The sequence below is a fragment of the Flintibacter muris genome (genome assembly GCF_943192995.1).
Lineage (GTDB): Bacteria > Bacillota > Clostridia > Oscillospirales > Oscillospiraceae > Lawsonibacter > Lawsonibacter muris.
This window is the reverse complement of the sequence record NZ_CALPCP010000019.1, coordinates 1-15,377: the sequence shown is the minus strand read 5'-3', so window position 1 is coordinate 15,377 and position 15,377 is coordinate 1. Positions and strand designations below refer to the sequence as shown.

The 15,377-nt window shown below is 52.1% G+C and carries 22 protein-coding genes and 1 pseudogene; 21 read left to right on the top strand and 2 right to left on the bottom strand.

The genetic code is table 11. The annotated features are described in order from the left end of the window. Nucleotides 1–94 precede the first annotated feature (94 nt). From NFS22_RS14190 to NFS22_RS14180, 3 genes are read left to right on the top strand one after another with little or no spacing between them, the layout of a single operon-like run. Entirely contained in the window at nucleotides 95–382 is a 288-nt protein-coding gene (locus tag NFS22_RS14190) for a hypothetical protein (RefSeq protein ID WP_004056045.1), read from the top strand. After that, complete coding sequence (locus NFS22_RS14185; RefSeq protein ID WP_396627790.1) at nucleotides 363–1,136, top strand: FAD-dependent thymidylate synthase; 774 nt, start codon at nucleotides 363–365, stop codon at nucleotides 1,134–1,136. The genes NFS22_RS14190 and NFS22_RS14185 overlap by 20 nt, the downstream gene beginning before the upstream one ends. Next, nucleotides 1,133–1,546, top strand: coding sequence for a dUTP diphosphatase (locus tag NFS22_RS14180; RefSeq protein WP_251318384.1), 414 nt, complete (start codon nucleotides 1,133–1,135; stop codon nucleotides 1,544–1,546). Before NFS22_RS14185 ends, NFS22_RS14180 begins: the two co-directional genes overlap by 4 nt. 119 nt (nucleotides 1,547–1,665) lie before the next feature. Here NFS22_RS14180 and NFS22_RS14175 read toward each other — a convergent pair whose 3' ends face one another. Next, nucleotides 1,666–1,980: a helix-turn-helix domain-containing protein gene (locus tag NFS22_RS14175; protein ID WP_132226461.1), complete on the bottom strand. Its 315-nt coding sequence runs from the start codon at nucleotides 1,978–1,980 to the stop codon at nucleotides 1,666–1,668. 149 nt (nucleotides 1,981–2,129) lie between these two features. On the opposite strand from NFS22_RS14175, the gene NFS22_RS14170 reads away from it, so the two are divergent. From NFS22_RS14170 to NFS22_RS14105, 14 genes are all read left to right on the top strand, one after another. After that, nucleotides 2,130–2,639, top strand: coding sequence for an SLOG family protein (locus NFS22_RS14170; protein ID WP_251318383.1), 510 nt, complete (start codon nucleotides 2,130–2,132; stop codon nucleotides 2,637–2,639). Nucleotides 2,640–2,718: 79 nt separating this feature from the next. Beyond that, the gene (locus NFS22_RS14165) at nucleotides 2,719–2,853 is read left to right on the top strand and encodes a DUF3789 domain-containing protein (RefSeq protein WP_132226445.1); all 135 of its coding nucleotides are present in this window, start codon (nucleotides 2,719–2,721) and stop codon (nucleotides 2,851–2,853) included. Next, complete coding sequence (locus NFS22_RS14160) at nucleotides 2,850–3,875, top strand: DUF5688 family protein (protein WP_132226444.1); 1,026 nt, start codon at nucleotides 2,850–2,852, stop codon at nucleotides 3,873–3,875. The genes NFS22_RS14165 and NFS22_RS14160 overlap by 4 nt, the downstream gene beginning before the upstream one ends. Nucleotides 3,876–3,887: 12 nt before the next feature. Next, nucleotides 3,888–6,038 (top strand): DNA topoisomerase 3, encoded by a 2,151-nt coding sequence (locus tag NFS22_RS14155; RefSeq protein WP_207905333.1) that lies wholly within the window; start codon nucleotides 3,888–3,890, stop codon nucleotides 6,036–6,038. Then, a complete protein-coding gene (locus tag NFS22_RS14150) occupies nucleotides 6,035–6,412 on the top strand; it encodes a cysteine-rich VLP protein (protein WP_132226442.1) in 378 nt (125 codons plus the stop codon). Before NFS22_RS14155 ends, NFS22_RS14150 begins: the two co-directional genes overlap by 4 nt. A gap of 134 nt (nucleotides 6,413–6,546) precedes the next feature. Then, nucleotides 6,547–7,077, top strand: coding sequence for a hypothetical protein (locus tag NFS22_RS14145; protein ID WP_251318382.1), 531 nt, complete (start codon nucleotides 6,547–6,549; stop codon nucleotides 7,075–7,077). 11 nt (nucleotides 7,078–7,088) lie between these two features. Next, on the top strand, nucleotides 7,089–7,727 hold the full coding sequence (locus NFS22_RS14140; protein WP_004083346.1) for a hypothetical protein: 639 nt from the start codon (nucleotides 7,089–7,091) through the stop codon (nucleotides 7,725–7,727). 11 nt (nucleotides 7,728–7,738) lie between these two features. Beyond that, a complete protein-coding gene (locus NFS22_RS14135) occupies nucleotides 7,739–8,680 on the top strand; it encodes a DUF4316 domain-containing protein (RefSeq protein ID WP_132226440.1) in 942 nt (313 codons plus the stop codon). Further along, a complete protein-coding gene (locus NFS22_RS14130; protein ID WP_004056018.1) occupies nucleotides 8,680–9,378 on the top strand; it encodes a hypothetical protein in 699 nt (232 codons plus the stop codon). The genes NFS22_RS14135 and NFS22_RS14130 overlap by 1 nt, the downstream gene beginning before the upstream one ends. Beyond that, the gene (locus NFS22_RS14125) at nucleotides 9,375–9,719 is read left to right on the top strand and encodes a plasmid mobilization protein (protein ID WP_016219341.1); all 345 of its coding nucleotides are present in this window, start codon (nucleotides 9,375–9,377) and stop codon (nucleotides 9,717–9,719) included. Before NFS22_RS14130 ends, NFS22_RS14125 begins: the two co-directional genes overlap by 4 nt. 144 nt (nucleotides 9,720–9,863) lie before the next feature. Further along, nucleotides 9,864–10,154, top strand: coding sequence for a CD1845 family protein (locus NFS22_RS14120; RefSeq protein WP_132226438.1), 291 nt, complete (start codon nucleotides 9,864–9,866; stop codon nucleotides 10,152–10,154). A gap of 89 nt (nucleotides 10,155–10,243) precedes the next feature. Further along, on the top strand, nucleotides 10,244–10,753 hold the full coding sequence (locus tag NFS22_RS14115) for a DUF3849 domain-containing protein (RefSeq protein WP_132226437.1): 510 nt from the start codon (nucleotides 10,244–10,246) through the stop codon (nucleotides 10,751–10,753). A 33-nt stretch (nucleotides 10,754–10,786) separates the two neighbouring features. Then, nucleotides 10,787–12,196 carry a relaxase/mobilization nuclease domain-containing protein gene (locus NFS22_RS14110; RefSeq protein WP_132226436.1) on the top strand — a complete coding sequence of 470 codons (1,410 nt, stop codon included), beginning with the start codon at nucleotides 10,787–10,789 and terminating at the stop codon, nucleotides 12,194–12,196. Between the two features lie 279 nt (nucleotides 12,197–12,475). Continuing rightward, nucleotides 12,476–13,285: an ankyrin repeat domain-containing protein gene (locus tag NFS22_RS14105; RefSeq protein WP_016289135.1), complete on the top strand. Its 810-nt coding sequence runs from the start codon at nucleotides 12,476–12,478 to the stop codon at nucleotides 13,283–13,285. A 225-nt stretch (nucleotides 13,286–13,510) separates the two neighbouring features. Here NFS22_RS14105 and NFS22_RS14100 read toward each other — a convergent pair whose 3' ends face one another. Then, a complete protein-coding gene (locus tag NFS22_RS14100; protein ID WP_237076248.1) occupies nucleotides 13,511–14,068 on the bottom strand; it encodes a hypothetical protein in 558 nt (185 codons plus the stop codon). A gap of 110 nt (nucleotides 14,069–14,178) precedes the next feature. Between NFS22_RS14100 and NFS22_RS14095 the strand changes: the two genes are divergently transcribed. From NFS22_RS14095 to NFS22_RS14080, 4 genes and pseudogenes are all read left to right on the top strand, one after another. Then, the gene (locus NFS22_RS14095; protein ID WP_217957277.1) at nucleotides 14,179–14,535 is read left to right on the top strand and encodes a DUF3796 domain-containing protein; all 357 of its coding nucleotides are present in this window, start codon (nucleotides 14,179–14,181) and stop codon (nucleotides 14,533–14,535) included. Further along, nucleotides 14,528–14,725, top strand: coding sequence for a helix-turn-helix transcriptional regulator (locus NFS22_RS14090; protein WP_016218514.1), 198 nt, complete (start codon nucleotides 14,528–14,530; stop codon nucleotides 14,723–14,725). The genes NFS22_RS14095 and NFS22_RS14090 overlap by 8 nt, the downstream gene beginning before the upstream one ends. Nucleotide 14,726: 1 nt before the next feature. Then, nucleotides 14,727–14,894 carry a cysteine-rich KTR domain-containing protein gene (locus NFS22_RS24095; RefSeq protein WP_420908869.1) on the top strand — a complete coding sequence of 56 codons (168 nt, stop codon included), beginning with the start codon at nucleotides 14,727–14,729 and terminating at the stop codon, nucleotides 14,892–14,894. A gap of 208 nt (nucleotides 14,895–15,102) precedes the next feature. Then, nucleotides 15,103–15,198, top strand: a pseudogene (locus NFS22_RS14080) (cysteine-rich KTR domain-containing protein); the annotation flags it as partial. Nucleotides 15,199–15,377 lie beyond the last annotated feature (179 nt).

Below are 15,377 nucleotides of genomic sequence, written 5' to 3'. Positions count from 1 at the left end.
TCCCGGATTCTATACAGTATTCGGGACAATCCATTTTTCAAAGGAGGGATGCCATATCACACAGCAGGAAGTCAATGCCGTATTTAACGCGCAGGTGCGGCTCTGTGCCGACACACTGCAAAAGAAAACGAAGGAATATACCGGGGACGATACGGACCGGCTGGGGGCTTTTAAGGCGGCGGCAGCCTTGCAGCACACCACGCCGGAGCGCGCCCTTGCCGGGATGCTGGCGAAGCATATCGTTTCCCTGTATGACATGTGCTTTGACAATGATACGGATTACGGGATAAGCACATGGGAGGAAAAGATCACAGACAGCCTCAACTATCTGTTCTTACTGAAAGCCATTGTAAAGGAGGGACATACCGATCAGACGGATTGAAGTAAAAATATTAAACTGCCAGGCGGCCAGGGAGGCCGAGAAAAACATGGTCTTTGCTGCCCGGCTCACCCAGAGGGGCCACCGGATTGCCACAATGGACGATCTGATGGCCCTTTATGAAAAATCGTTCAGTGATGATACTGTGGCGGCCATCAGCGCCCTTCCCCACCCGACGGTCCAGAAATTTGCAGTGATCACCGCTGCTGTTGTAGGGGCAAGCAGGCGGTTCCTTTCACAGATCACCAGGCACCAGAACGAAGTAAAGTTTATGAGCGCGTCTTTGCAGTACAGCAATTATGCAGGCCAGGCGGATTTTGCCATACCTTATGAGATTATAACCGCCACGGCTGCGGTCCGGGAACTGTACTTAAAAAGCTGCCACGAAGGCATGGACTGTTATGAAAAGCTGTGCGCCGAGGGAATCGGCCATGATGCGGCGGGATATGCCACGCCCCAGGGGCTTCGGAATGTGCTGGTTATCAGCGCCACGCCCTATCAGTGGAAACACATCATCGGCCAGCGGGTATGCCGGCGCAATACGGACGAGACCCGGATCGTGCTCCTGAAAATCTGGCAGGAGCTTTATACTTTAAGCCCAGCGCTGTTTGCCCCTGATCTTACAGGCCCCTTCTGCCAACAGGACAAATGCCTGGAGGGGAAAATGACCTGCGGGAACATGCTGAAAGCGGATATGACGCCCGGAGACATCCTGAAAACGGACTATCCGGCGCTTTTGGAAGGAGGCGGCGCATGAAGATCAAACTGATCGACTTTGGCGTGCCGGAGGACCGCCGCCCTTTCCGTCCGCATGGGAACGATGCCGGCGCGGATATTTACATGCCCTATGACTGTACGTTACAGCCGGGGGAGATCGCAAAGGTCCCTCTTGGGTTTGGGATTGAAGTGCCGGACGGATATGCGGGCTATGTGTTTCCACGCACCAGCATGGCAGTAAAAGGGCTGGTCTGTGAGCTGCCGCCGGTGGATTCCGGCTACCGCGGGGAGATTCACGCGATCATCAGCAATGTAAGCAGCCAGACCCAGGAGCTTTCCAAAGGCTCCCGCGTGGGCCAGCTTGTAATTACTCCGGTTGTGATCGCGGATTTTGTTACAGAGCTTGGCGAGCAGCGCGGCGCAGGCGGATTTGGAAGTACAGGAAAATAAAAAAGTGACATTCCGGGAGTGATTCTTGGCTTATCGCCGGTAGTGGGATTGGGCATATCGGGGGGATTGCAGGATAAAATAAAAGAAAGGCAGCAAAAAGCGGCCAGCACCGTGGCCGCTTATTTTCTGTTATTGAGTTCTTTCATAATCCCCAGGATATAAGAAAGTGACCTGGAATCCAGTTTTTTTGCCTCTGCAATAAATTCCTGCAAGGCTTGCGGGGCCGGGTTCCCCTCGTCAAAAAATTCCTGGGGCGTCACGCCCAGATATTCACAGATGTAAAGGAAGGACTGCATGGAGGGAAGGGACTTTTTGTTTTCAATGTTGTTAATGTAGTTATTTGCCTGTCCCAATGACAATGACATATCGCGTGCAGACACGCCTTTTTGAGTCCGCAGCTTTGCCAGCCGTTCCGGGACGAAATTTTCATACATTGCCATTACCTCCTATTCCGTAATAGATTGTACCTTACGCCCTGTCCTTATTCGCAAAATAAAAGAGGGTATTTGCGTTGAAACGCTAAAACAAATCTATTATAATTTGAGAAATAAAGAATAATAACTATCGGATGGAGGAAAAGAAGATGGAAGGAAAGACATGCTCTGTCACCGGGCACAGGAATTTACCGCAGAAAGAGATAGGCCGTGTAAAAACGGCCCTGCGGCGTGAAATCGATTCTGCCGTTGCGGACGGGTTTACCCGCTTTATGAGCGGCTTTGCGGATGGTGTGGACCAGTATTTCGCGGAGATCGTACTGGAAAAGAAAAAGACAAATCCGGCGCTGGAGCTGGTTGCGGTTATCCCTTATCAAAAGCGCCTGGACAGCCTGATGGAAAAGAGCCGGACTTATGAAATGCTGGAGGCCTGTGCGGATGTTGTTGTCATGCAGGAAAAATACCACCCCAGCGTCTATTCCCACCGGAACCGCTACATGGCCGAACATTCGGACCGGGTGATCGCCGTGTATGACGGGAGGGAAAAAGGCGGCACGGTCAGGACGATCCGGTTTGCGCACCAGATGAAGAAAGAGCTGCGGGAAATCCCGGTTGGGGAGATTATCCTGCCAGGGCAACCCGGAGCGAGAAGAAAATGAAATAACAAAAAACTGATACTTGATGATACGCTCACTTTCCGGTGGGCGTTTTTCTTTACCCAATTTTAGGAGGATTTTTATGTGGAGCATGATTACACACTTTCTTACATTCACCGGAGGAATGTCTGCCGGCATCGTGCTGATGTGTCTTTTACAGGCCGGAAAGCAGGAAGATGAATGGCCAGAAAACAGGAAACGGGAGGGAAATGAATGAACCAGGAATTTGCAGAATATATCAAAAACCATATACGGGAATATCTGCCGGCGGACTACCAGGATGCAGATATTTCCTTAAAAGAAGTCACAAAAGGGAATGACCGGACCCTTACCGGGCTCATCATCCGAAGGGATGATGAAACGGTTACGCCAACCATTTATCTGGAGCACTATGGGGAACAGTTTGGAAAAGGCCGTCCGATGGAGGATATAATGAAAGAACTCGCACAGATAAAAATGGAGAGCAGTTTGGAGCTTCCTATTGACGTGAAGGGATTGGAGGATTATGAAACAGCCAGGCCGCTGCTTGCTATCCGTCTGTGCGACCCGGAAAAGAATCAGGAATATCTGAAAGATAAACCCTGTACTGCATGTGGGGAACTGGCGGCATCTTACCGGATTCAGGTCATGGAGGGCAGCGAAGGGACAGCTTCGGCTATAATTACAAATGACATGCTGGGACTTTGGGGGATTACGCCGGAGCAGCTTCACCATGACGCAGTTACAGCAGAAAGTGCCAGGAGCCCTGTCTGCTTATATACGATGGATGATGTGATGTCAGAGATTATGTTTTCTGCTAAACCTACGAATCTGTTTAACCAACCGGAACCGATAGAAACTGGCGCTGTGCCTATGTATGTCCTGACGAACCAGAGCAGATTGGATGGCGCCGGGGTCCTGGCGCGGGATGGCGTACTGGATAAAATCGGGGATCTGGTCGGTTCCGATTTTTACGTCCTTCCATCATCCATCCATGAAGTCCTGATTGTGCCGGATAACGGGAATATGCAGGCAAAGGAACTGGAGGATATGGTAAAAGAAGTGAATGCTTCCCAAGTGGCGCCGGAGGATTTGCTCTCCGATAAGGTGCAGTATTATGACCGGACAGCGAAAACCCTGGGGCGGAAACAGGAAAAAGGGCTTTTGGAGCGGCTTTCCGCAAATAAAGCAAAGATCCGGGAAAAGGAGGCAAAGGAACCCAGAGAAAGTCAGAAAACCCGGCAGGAACCGGGCTTATAAAGGGCGGCTGCCATGCTGGCTTTTCTATTTCAAAGAAATGGAGGTTTACAGGAATTGAAGTTAGTAATTGCGGAAAAGCCCTCCGTCGCCATATCGCTGGCGGCGGTCCTGGGCGCAAATGAGAAAAAAGACGGCTACATGGAGGGCGGCGGCTATCTGGTAAGCTGGTGCGTGGGGCACCTTCTGGAGCTTGCGCAGCCGGAGGCTTACGGGGAACAGTATGCCAGATGGCGTTATGGCGATCTGCCGATCCTGCCGGAAGAATGGAAATACGGAGTGCCGAAGGATAAGAAAAAGCAGCTTGACCTTCTGTGCCGGCTGATGAAAGACAAACGGGTGGATTCTGTGGTGTGTGGTACCGACGCCGGACGTGAGGGCGAGCTGATCTTCCGCCTTGTCTATCAATATGCCGGATGCAGCAAACCAATGGAACGCCTCTGGATTTCCAGTATGGAGGATGCGGCAATCCGGGACGGCTTTGAACACCTGCGTCCTGGCAGCGACTACGATAAGCTCTATGACGCGGCGGTCTGCCGGGCCGGGGCTGACTGGCTGATCGGCATTAACGCCACCCGGCTTTTCTCCGTCCTGTATGGCACGACGCTGAATGTGGGGCGGGTAATGTCGCCAACGCTGGCGCTTTTGGTACGGCGGGAGGCGGATATTCAGGCATTTACAAGCAGACCCTTTTATGTGCCGGAAATCACCTGCGGCGGCTTTACTGCCTCCGGCGAAAAGCTGCCGGATAAGGCGGGGGCTGAAAAAATCCGTATGGAAAGTGACGGGCAGGCCGCTTCGGTGCTGTCCGTGGAAAAGCAGGCCAAGACGGTACAGCCGCCCCGCCTGTACGATCTGACAACCTTACAGCGGGAATGTAACCGCATTTATGGTTATACGGCTCAGCAGACCCTTGACTATGTGCAGTCGCTTTATGAGAAAAAACTGGCGACCTATCCCCGGACGGACAGCCAGTATCTGACGGAGGATATGCAGGCAACCGCCGCTTCCCTGGTCCTCTGGCTGCGGGGCAATACGCCCTTTGGGAAGGGATGCGCCGGGGAACCGGATATTGGCCGCGTGACGGATGGCAGCAAAGTCACCGACCATCACGCGATTATCCCTACGGTGGAGATTGCCCGGACGGATTTATCGGAGCTTCCTTCCGGGGAGCGGGATGTACTGACGCTGATCGCCGCAAGGCTCCTTTCTGCCACGGCCCAGGTCCACCGGTTTGAGGCGGTAACGGCGGTTCTGGACTGCCGGGGCCATTCCTTCACGGCAAAGGGAAAAGCCGTGCTGCAGACAGGATGGAAGGAAGTGGAACGCCTTCACCGCATGGGCCTGAAACAGTCTAAGACGGAAGAAAAAGAAAGTGAAGATGCTGCCCTGCCGCCGCTGCAGGAGGGCCAGACCTTTGAAAAGGTGTCTGCTGGCGTCCGGGAAGGCAAGACATCCCCGCCGAAGCACTATACGGAGGATTCCCTTCTGGCGGCAATGGAGACCGCCGGTACCGGGGACATGCCGGAGGACGCCGAGCGCAAGGGGTTAGGCACCCCGGCCACCCGTGCCGCCATACTGGAGAAACTGGTATCTGCCGGTTTTGTGGAGCGCAGGAAGAAACAGCTTATCCCCACGGAGAAAGGCAGAAACCTGATCCTGGTGCTGCCGGATAACATCAAATCTCCTGTCCTGACGGCGGAATGGGAATCCATGTTAAAGCAGGTGGAACGCGGCGAGCTGGCCGCAGATACTTTTATGGGGCAGATCGCGGATATGAGCCGTGCGCTGGTAAAGGAACACCATGCCCCGGAGGAACGTTTTTCGGGCCTGTTCCCGGACGCAAAAAGAAATGGGCGTGAAGCTGTCGGTACCTGCCCCCGCTGCGGTACTTCCGTGTATGAGGGCAAAAAAGGGTTCTTCTGCGATAACCGGGACTGCTCCTTTGCGCTGTGGAAAGACAATAAGTTCTTTTCCGGCAAGAAAAAAACCATAACAAAGCCTGTTGCGGCGGCCCTTCTGAAAGAGGGCCGCGTTTCCATGTCCGGGCTTTACAGCGGAAAGACCGGAAAGACATATGACGCGGTGGTGCTGCTGGATGACACGGGTGGAAAATATGTAAATTTCAGGCTGGAATTCCCGGCGAAGAAAGGCAGGGGGAAATGAGCGGGCCGCCCTCACGGGAATTAACCAGGCAGGAACGGGCGGCGGTCCGAAGGCAGGTGACGGAGCTGTGCGCCAATTATGACAGCCAGGATAAGCTCTGCCGCCCTTTGGACTGCCCCTGTTATATGCTGCATAAATGGTGGACCGGCTCTTTCTGCCGCTACTTTCGGGAGGCGGTGCTGCCGACGGACCCGGCTCTGGAATCTGCCCTTACGGGCGAGGACACTTCCCTGAAACAGAAAACCTGCCCGGTCTGCGGCAGGGCGTATCTTCCCACCACCAGCCAGGCATATTGTTCGGATTCCTGCCGCGCCTTTGCCAGACGGAAATCCGAGCGGGAACGCAAGCGCCGGATCAGGCAGAACCAGGTGTAATATGTCCGCAACTTAACCAAAAAGAGGCTTGATTTTCAAGGATTACAGAACCCGGTTTGAGGGGCGGCTGAATAAGAATACTCCGGCGCCCTGAAACAGCCCTAAGTTGCGGACAGACAGAAAAATCGGGAGGGATGTTTATCGAGAAAGTAAAAATATCGGTCATACCGGAAATTATGCGGATCGACACATGGACGCAGGCCATTGACATACAGCAGATTGACAACCGGCGCTTCATGTATAACCCGGACACAGGGCTGCTGGTCTTAGGCCGGCAGTATGCAGTGACAAGTCTGTTGGATTCCAGCCATGCCGGTGAGCTTGCGGCTGCCGGCATTACAAAGGGTTATGACGCATTTGTCCGGGGCTGGGTCGGTACCGGAGGGGATTACCCTGTAGGAGTGATCCATTTTGCGCCCAGCGTGGATGCAAGGAATATAGAATTATTTGACCGGGCCTTTGACACTTTGAAAATGTTTGCGGATAACGGGATCATGTACGGGACTGTGATCCGTGGATTCGGGAAGGAATGGGAACAGCCGGCCTCTGCCATTTTAACGGATATGTGGCAGCCGGCAGTAAAGCCTTCCGTCCGTAAGCAGCTAAAAAAACAGCCGGAGGCCAAAGCCACCCGGCAGAAAACCAACCATCAACAGGAACGATAGGAGGCGGTTTTATGAATATCAACACGATCACAACTGATGACCTGCGGGGCATGGAGGGCAAAGACGGCCTGATCCTGCAGGGCTGCGGCGGGGATTTGAAGGAATGGGTGGACGGGATCAATGATATGTTCACCGAGGCGGGCATTTTGAAGGACGGCAGTAAATTTGAGGACGTTTCAGCTTTCCAGTATGGGGAGCTTACCTGCCTGCTCTACCCTTTCGAGGATGTAAAGCTGGACATCGGGAAACTTGCCATCTGGCGGTTACAGACCCATGCGGATTTCGGGGGTACCTGGCTATCCGATTTTGTACCGAACCGTCTGGGCGGCTTTATCAGTGAGCCTTCGCCGGAGCCGGAGAAACCGGACTGCGCGTTGATCGGCCAGGACGGGAATGTTTTCAACCTGGTAGGGATTGCGGCCCGCACCCTCCGCAGGAATGATATGGCGGACCAGGCAAAAGAAATGTCGGACCGGGTGTTTGCTTCCGGCAGCTACCATGAGGCGCTGAACATCATCGGCGAGTATGTCAATATCACGGATTCCGAAAGGGAGCCGGAGCACAGGGCCTCGGTCCGGCAGCAGATAAAAGAAACAAAGACGGCGGAACCGGACAAAAAGCAGAAAACGCCGAAACAGCAGGAACGGTAAGGAGGGTCAGGATGGGAAAAGAAAAAGTATACGGCGTGTGGGCGGTCCGCAGCGGCTCTTCCATTTTTGGACGTGCGGAGGGCTGGTGCAAAGAGGACGGAAAGCCTCTGGAATTTGATTCTGAAAAAGCCGCCCAGGATTATGCGGACGAAGCCGGCCGCCATGCCACGGCGAATGTCCGCTACTATGTGGAGGAAAAAGAGCCGGAACCGGGCGCAATTAAAAAACGTGCGGCACAGCCGGATTTGGATGCCCGCGCCCATGAGGAAGTGGCGCCGAGAAATGACGCAGCGGAAAAGCGCAATGAGATTCCCGGCAGGCAGATCATGCCGGAGGCGGACCCATTGGTGGGAATCCGCTCTGCGGTCCACAGCAACTATGCGGGCATGGTCGCCATGCTGGGCGCAGATAACCGGGTGTACCTGGGACGTGAGGAACGCTGCCACTATCAGGATATGCAGGCGTCTTATTATGACAATCAGGACGGCTCCCTGTGCTTTGTCTGCGACCAGCCGGATATGTACTATTTTCTCTATGGGGAGGGCTGGGCGCATACCCAGGCGGAAATGCTGGAGCGCGGCCTTACCCTGGGCCAGTATGAAGAATTTGCAAGGCTCCGGGACGGCGTGCTCTCACAGTTTACGCCCCATAGGGAGATCATGTTTGCCGGACAGCCCTTCCAGGCGCCGGAGAGCTATCTGCGTAATGCGGAGCTTTACGAGGAAGGACAGACCGGCAATTACAATATGCTGGACGGACGCCTCAACAACGAACCGCCGGAGCGCCCCGACCTGACGGACGGGCAGACTTACGAGGAAATCCGGGAGCTTGCCCCGGAGACGCTGCTGGAGGAAACGCCGGAGAAACCTTCCCTGATGGAACGGCTGAAGGCGGAACGTTCGGAGCATGAAGCAAAACAGGCAGCGCCGTTGATGGCAGAGAGGGAACGCTGATGGGCGCGGTAAGATTTGAGGGCGTGGATATACTGGACAGCCTGGGGCAGATCATGGAGCTGCACACGCAACACTACAAGGATGATTTTGATATGGATAAAGAGCTGATCCCAAAGCTGGCTCTATCGGGAGAACCGGAGGACCGGCGGCTTCTCTGGATGTCGAGGCCGTGCGGCACCTATACCCTGCGGGAATGGGAGGTCTATCTGGAGGGCAGCCATGCAAATAATGTGTGGAAGTTTTACCATGAACAGACAAAAGACCCGGTTCTTGCCTATGCCCTCTCGATCAAAGACGTGCAAGACGGAAAAGTGGTCGGCGATATATACCCGCTTGAATATGGGGCTCATGTGGAACGGGTAAAGTTGCTGACCTGCCCCATTGGTAAAGTGGCCGTTGTGTTTGAGGACGGAGCCAGTATCACGCTTCCTTATCAGGATCGGAGACAGCTTATGAATGAGCTGATGCCGGTACATGGGAGCCCAAAGTCGATGACCGATCTGCCAAAGGACGAGCGGGAGCTTGCCGTAATCCTGAAACGGGAACGGCTCAAACGCTCCTGCCATGCCACAAATGGCAATATAAAAGAATATATTGACGGCCTGAAAAAGAATACCTTGCGCGGAAGGCTCAAAGAGTCCCGGACAACCGCCCCCACCCATAAACCGCCTGCCCCGAAAAAGGAGCCGGAACGATGAAGGGCGGGCATAATAAAAAATCCGTCCGCACAGAGTTCGTCATGTCCGAGCAGGATGCGGAGCTGGTAAGGGAACGCATGGCGGAGCTCGGCATTACCAACCTGTCCGCATATCTGCGCAAGATGGCGGTTGACGGTTATATTATCCATCTGGATATGAGCGACATCCAGGAAATGATACGGCTCCTTCGTATCTGCTCCAATAACCTGAACCAGTATGCCAGACGCGCCAATGAGACCGGAAGTGTTTATTCTGCCGACGTGGACGATCTGCGCACCCGCCTGGACAGCCTGTGGGACGGCATGGATAAGCTGCTGCGGGGATTTGCGAACATTTCGTAAACAGGAAGAACCGCCGTTGCTTTCCGCAGGCCGGCACGGTAAAATTTTACTGGAGGGGTAAATATGCTTCTCTTTGAAATACCCTTCGGGCATACCTGGATGTCCTGAAAAATCGGACATGGGATTAGGAAAGGAGGCGCACGTATGCGTCTGATTGGCAAACTGCTGGCACTTCCCTTTGTAATAGTTACAGGGATTCTTTATTTGTTCTGCAAATTTCTTGTTGTGATTTCCGGCGCTGTGCTGGGGATTCTGTCAGGGATTGTTCTTCTGGCAGCGCTGGCGCTGTTCTTCGCTGCCGGGTTCTGGCCGGGAATGTCCTGGCTGGTGATCGCGTTCCTTATCAGCCCATACGGCCTGCCGATGGCGGCGGCCTGGCTGGTCGGCATGATCGGCGGCGTAAATGGCGCCCTGAAAGATTTTATATTTGGTTAAACAGTTTCGGCGGGGCGCATTGGCAGCCCCGCCCTTTTTCTATAATTATGGCTGTCTGTTACGGCAGCTTTTTGATTGGAGGGATTTCATTGAAAGATACAACGCCAATTTATTTTCATTCTGCCACCTATGCGCATGAGCATGGGGAACTGGATCAGTACCACGCTTCCCACAAAGCAAACATTGCGTGCAGGGAGGCAATCGAACAGGCCATTGCGGACAACTACCGGGATAACCGTTTAGGCCCGGCATGTGTGCAGCAGGTATTACAGCAGTTTGATTATGGCCGGATTTTTTATGTCCTTGCCAACACGGTCCGGCAGAAAGATTACGACGGGCGCATTTCACGGGACAACAAAGCATGGGCGCAGATGGTTCCGGTCTGTGAGGATAAGGACGGTTTCGGATATGACCGGAGTGTTTACTTTGTTGTGGACCGCTGCAATCCCGGACTTACCGACCTGTTTCTCTCCCAGGCCAGACGGGAGTGTGTGCCGGCCCAGGAGCAGAAACCGTCCGTGCGTGACAGCCTGAATAAAAATGCCGGGCAGCAGGCGCACAGTGACAGGACGAAAGCAAAAAAGGAGCCGGAGCGGTAACAGGGCCAATATTGGATTAAGGGGGTGACAGATATGGCAACCACTCGGCTCATGCCGCTGCATGTTGGGAAAGGCCGGGATATTTCCACGGCCATAGCGGACATCATTGACTATGTAAAGAATCCGCAGAAAACCGATTTTGGGAAATTCATTTATGGCCATGAGTGCGACACCCAGACCGCTGATGCGGAGTTCCTTTTATCCAAGCGCCAGTATGCGAACCTGACCGGAAGAAACCGGGGCGCGGATGATGTGATTGCCTACCATCTCCGGCAGGCGTTCAAACCCGGCGAGGTCACGCCGGAAGAAGCGAACCAGATCGGCCGGGAGCTGGCATTGAAACTGACGAAGGGAAACCATGCTTTTGTTGTCTGTACCCATGTGGATAAACACCATGTCCATAACCACATCATCATAAATTCTACCACGCTGGACTGCCAGAAAAAATTCCGCAACTTCTGGGGCTCTACATGGGCGATCCGGCGCATGAATGACAAGCTGTGCCTGGAGCATGGGCTTTCCATTGTGGAGAATCCGAAACCCAGCCGGGAGCATTACGGCACATGGATGGGAAGTCAGAAACAGCCTTCCCACCAGGAACAGCTGCGACAGGCAATCGACGCAGCCCTGGAAGAAAAGCCGAAGGACTTTGAAGAACTTTTGAAAAAGCTGGAGGCGGCTGGGATTGAAGTCAACCGGGAGCGAAAGCACCTTCGTTTTCGCCTGTCACCTGATGATAGATATACCCGGTGTGACACACTGAAAGGCGACTATACCGAGCAGGCCATCAAAGAACGGATTGCCGGCACACGGACGGCAAAGCCGCGCCGTATTTCTCCCCAAAGGCCGGTTTCCAAAGTCGGGCTTCTGGTGGATATTGAGGCGGCAATCCGTTCCGGCAAAGGTCCGGGATATGAACGCTGGGCGAAGGTGTTCAACTTAAAACAGCTCTCCCAGGCGGTGATCTGGCTCAAAGAGCATGGCGATATGAACTATGAGGATTTGCAGAAAAAATCAGATATTGCTACTGCTAATTTTAATGCGCTGTCGGTACAGATCAAGGAGCTGGAATCGCAGATGGCCGCCAACGGGGAGCTGCAGAAACAGATCGTCAATTATGCCAAAACACGGACAGTCTATGTGGAATACCGGAAAGCCGGGTACAGCAAAAAATTCCGTGCGGCGCATGAGACGGAAATCCTGCTGCACCAGGCGGCGAAGAAACACTTTGACGGATTGGGGATCACAAAGCTGCCCTCCGTTAAATCTCTGCGGGAAGAATACGCCGGGCTCCTGGAACAGAAACGGAAAGCCTATTCTTCTTACAAGCAGGCCAGGGCTGATATGAAGGAGCTCCATAATGTCCGGGCGAATGTGGAGCATTTGCTGGATATTCCTACCGGGCGGGAACCGCAGAGGGACACGCAGAAGTCACGGCAATAAGTTTCTTCCTGATTTTGTTTTTCAGCGTTCCAACGGAACGCGCAGCCATCACCGCAGGTGATGATCTCAGGGGTTTGGGGATATGTCACCAACAAGCATTTTGGCAGGAATACCGGAAAGGGATTCCTGCCAAAATACGCAATCTTACGGAAGATTGCATTGCTTGCAACTTTGCTGAAAGCCCTGCAATGAGGGTTGAACGCTGGCCGGCTTTGTGCTATACTTTGGGCAGGTCAATTCGACAAATCGGAATAGTCACACTTGAGGGGAGGATTTGCTGTGAAAAAGCTGTTTGTCTGTATTCGGCAGGGGAAAGTGGATGAAGTCGCCGCCATTCTGGACAAGAAGCCCGACCTGATCTCCTGCCTTGCCAAAGCGCCGCCCAAAAAGGACGATGGTCAGTCCCCTCTGATGGTGGCCATCAAGAGTGACAACCTGGAGGTGGCCCACCTGCTGCTGGACCGGGGGGCGGACGTGAACTTTGCGGATGCCGTCAACCCTTACGGCAACAATTTCTCCGCCCCCATCTGGTATGACGCCGTGGGCCAGTGCTTCATGCGGGCGAGGCACACCGTGGGCCCCGGTCCGGAGCGGAGCAAGCAGTATTTTCTGCTACTGCGCCGCCTGCTGGACATGGGGATGGACCCAAATCAGAAAACCTCCTACGGCCTCACCGCCTGGCAGCACGCCCTGGAGGAGTACGACCAGTTCGCTCACGATTCCTATCCCGACTACCGTGTGGAAACGGCCAGGGAGGAACAGCGCCGACTGCGAGAGATGCTCAAGGCGGTGCTGGACGAGCTGCTGAAGCACGGGGCGGACATCCACGACTTCATACCGCCCAATGAGGAGGGCCTGTCTACCGTATCCGCGCTCCTGCGCAACCTGGAGGAGGGCAAAGAGCTTCTGGACGGCCTGCACGGCATGAACCCGGACTCCAGCGCCTTCAAGCCCTACACCATGAAGTATCGGGGCAAGGAGCAGCTCATTACCCCCTCCCGCACCGTAGAGACCTACCGCCAGGAGTATGAGATCAAGTGGCGGGAGCTGGAGCCTATTCTCCGCGCCTATTATAAAAAAGCACACTAACTTCCAGTTTATCGGGGACTTTCATCTTTTGGGTGAAAGTCCCCTTGACAAATGCTTTCTTGGTTTACAATGCTGTTGCTGTCGCCCTGTAATTCGTCATCGCGTGATAAGCGGCAATAGAGGGCGGTAATTTTGTCAGACTGCCTTAACATAATTTCTGCTCCTTTCATCGGCGGGCAGTCTGCCAATACAGGATTGCTTGAAGCTATTATAGCGGCTTTCCGTTTATTCTTCAACATCTTTTTCTGCTTTTTCCTGTCCCATAAGGCGCAGAACCTTGTGGGGCAGGCTCCTTTCCCCGTCATAGCTTCCCGTAAAGCGGTAGAGCGTCCTGCCGGATTTTATCGCTACTTCCTGTTTTGGCATTTCTTGATATAGCGGATTTTTCACCACGATATGCCCGTCCTTGATTTTCCGTTTCCTTTCCATTCCTTTCCCGTCCTTTCTATGTTTATTAAAGTGATAAGTTTCGGAGCAAGCATAGGAAAGAGGTACCCTTTCCGTAAAATCGTCCGTTTTCTGTCTGCCGACAGCGGGCGATTTTTGCTTGTTGGGAAGTTTCCCAAACCCACTGCTTTTCCTCTCAATACCTACAACACCACACAGAGCAATTTTGCCGAAGTTTTGAGAGAATTTTTTCAAAAATTTTTTCTTATCTCCTACTACGGAAAAGTTTCTAAAATGCCAAACAAAAGCGAAAGAAAAAAATTGCAAACTGCAAAGATTATAACGCTTTCTAACTTGTTGTTTAGTTACGGATAAGCTATTCGCCCCCCTGTTCATGTTTCCTCTATTTCCAGTACCTTTATTAACGCTTGACACGAAACTTCTTACGTGGTATATTTATAACATAAAGTGCGAAATACACCACAAAAAAAAGGAGGAAAACTACTATGAAAAAAATCAACTATTTAGGATTTTTATCTCTCTTGGCACTAATAGCTATTTTAGGTTGGTGTACCGAGAATACTGGGTTATATGGATTTTTGGGATTTGCATATTACATTCGATATTTTTGGGTAATCCCCGATGAGTTTTTTCGACTTAATGTCCAGAAAGCAGCTACGTTTGCATTTATGTCAGAAATGATTTCTCTTGTTCCTTTTATGTTTGTATGTTCCTATGTTTACGACGGAACTAAAGCTGTCCCTATGTCCTTTGGATTGAGTTTTGCAGTTACAATCTTTGCATTTACTCTTGCACTTATTATTTTGGAATGGAAAGAACGAAAAGGGGCAGATAATGATTAAAAATAGGATAAAAGAATATCGTGTGCGTTTTGACATGAAACAAGAAGAACTTGCTTCTAAAGTCGGAGTTCGTCGCGAAACAATAGGCAATCTCGAAAAAGGAAAATACAATCCCTCATTGGTACTCGCATGGAATATAGCGAAAGTCTTTGGAGTTTCAATCGAAGAAATATTTACAGTTGAGGATTGAGGTGGTGTTATTGAATTTAGATAATTGGATACTATGCCCCATCTGTGGTAATAAAACACGGTTAAAAGTACGAGAAGATACGGTACTTGAACGATTTCCACTAATTGATTATTTCACGCCAAGAGCTCCATACATATGCCCGAATGGAGCCAGCGATATTTTCGAATAGCTCCAATGGTTCACAGAACAGATCCACCCTTACTTTTGCTTATCTGCCCTTACTCAAATGGGGATTTTGTGTCAATGATGCGCTTTAGCGCAGGCGTTAGCCCTTGTCATTGATACAGAAGCACCATTTGAGTATCCTCATGCTTGGCAAAATGTAAATGGATCTCAAAAGCGTACCAATGGCTCTCAGAACGTGAAATATTCACTAATTTTGCCCGAAATGCAAGCATGAAACACTAATCAATGTAAAACACCTAAATATATCAGTTATTAAAGAGCCAGACGCACAGACGCAGAGCCGATAGCACGCTTGAAATATAGCGGCTATCGGCTTTTTCTTTTTAGACGGAGGTTTTATTATGTTACTTGCCATTATACAAGCATTATCAAACTCGTTAAAAAAAGCCTAGGCTCTGTTCACATAAGGGCATCAACGATAAGCGCAAAATGGACAAAGGCCAAAAAGACAACATCAAGTTTGTCA

Bases quoted from the DNA above. Each gene is read 5' to 3' on its own strand.
- NFS22_RS14180 (WP_251318384.1), top strand. From the start codon at position 1,133: ATGAAGATCAAACTGATCGACTTTGGCGTGCCGGAGGACCGCCGCCCT.
- NFS22_RS14175 (WP_132226461.1), bottom strand. From the start codon at position 1,980: ATGTATGAAAATTTCGTCCCGGAACGGCTGGCAAAGCTGCGGACTCAA.
- NFS22_RS14170 (WP_251318383.1), top strand. From the start codon at position 2,130: ATGGAAGGAAAGACATGCTCTGTCACCGGGCACAGGAATTTACCGCAG.
- NFS22_RS14165 (WP_132226445.1), top strand. From the start codon at position 2,719: ATGTGGAGCATGATTACACACTTTCTTACATTCACCGGAGGAATGTCT.
- NFS22_RS14160 (WP_132226444.1), top strand. From the start codon at position 2,850: ATGAACCAGGAATTTGCAGAATATATCAAAAACCATATACGGGAATAT.
- NFS22_RS14155 (WP_207905333.1), top strand. From the start codon at position 3,888: ATGCTGGCTTTTCTATTTCAAAGAAATGGAGGTTTACAGGAATTGAAG.
- NFS22_RS14150 (WP_132226442.1), top strand. From the start codon at position 6,035: ATGAGCGGGCCGCCCTCACGGGAATTAACCAGGCAGGAACGGGCGGCG.
- NFS22_RS14145 (WP_251318382.1), top strand. From the start codon at position 6,547: ATGTTTATCGAGAAAGTAAAAATATCGGTCATACCGGAAATTATGCGG.
- NFS22_RS14140 (WP_004083346.1), top strand. From the start codon at position 7,089: ATGAATATCAACACGATCACAACTGATGACCTGCGGGGCATGGAGGGC.
- NFS22_RS14135 (WP_132226440.1), top strand. From the start codon at position 7,739: ATGGGAAAAGAAAAAGTATACGGCGTGTGGGCGGTCCGCAGCGGCTCT.
- NFS22_RS14130 (WP_004056018.1), top strand. From the start codon at position 8,680: ATGGGCGCGGTAAGATTTGAGGGCGTGGATATACTGGACAGCCTGGGG.
- NFS22_RS14125 (WP_016219341.1), top strand. From the start codon at position 9,375: ATGAAGGGCGGGCATAATAAAAAATCCGTCCGCACAGAGTTCGTCATG.
- NFS22_RS14120 (WP_132226438.1), top strand. From the start codon at position 9,864: ATGCGTCTGATTGGCAAACTGCTGGCACTTCCCTTTGTAATAGTTACA.
- NFS22_RS14110 (WP_132226436.1), top strand. From the start codon at position 10,787: ATGGCAACCACTCGGCTCATGCCGCTGCATGTTGGGAAAGGCCGGGAT.
- NFS22_RS14100 (WP_237076248.1), bottom strand. From the start codon at position 14,068: ATGAACAGGGGGGCGAATAGCTTATCCGTAACTAAACAACAAGTTAGA.
- NFS22_RS14095 (WP_217957277.1), top strand. From the start codon at position 14,179: ATGAAAAAAATCAACTATTTAGGATTTTTATCTCTCTTGGCACTAATA.
- NFS22_RS14090 (WP_016218514.1), top strand. From the start codon at position 14,528: ATGATTAAAAATAGGATAAAAGAATATCGTGTGCGTTTTGACATGAAA.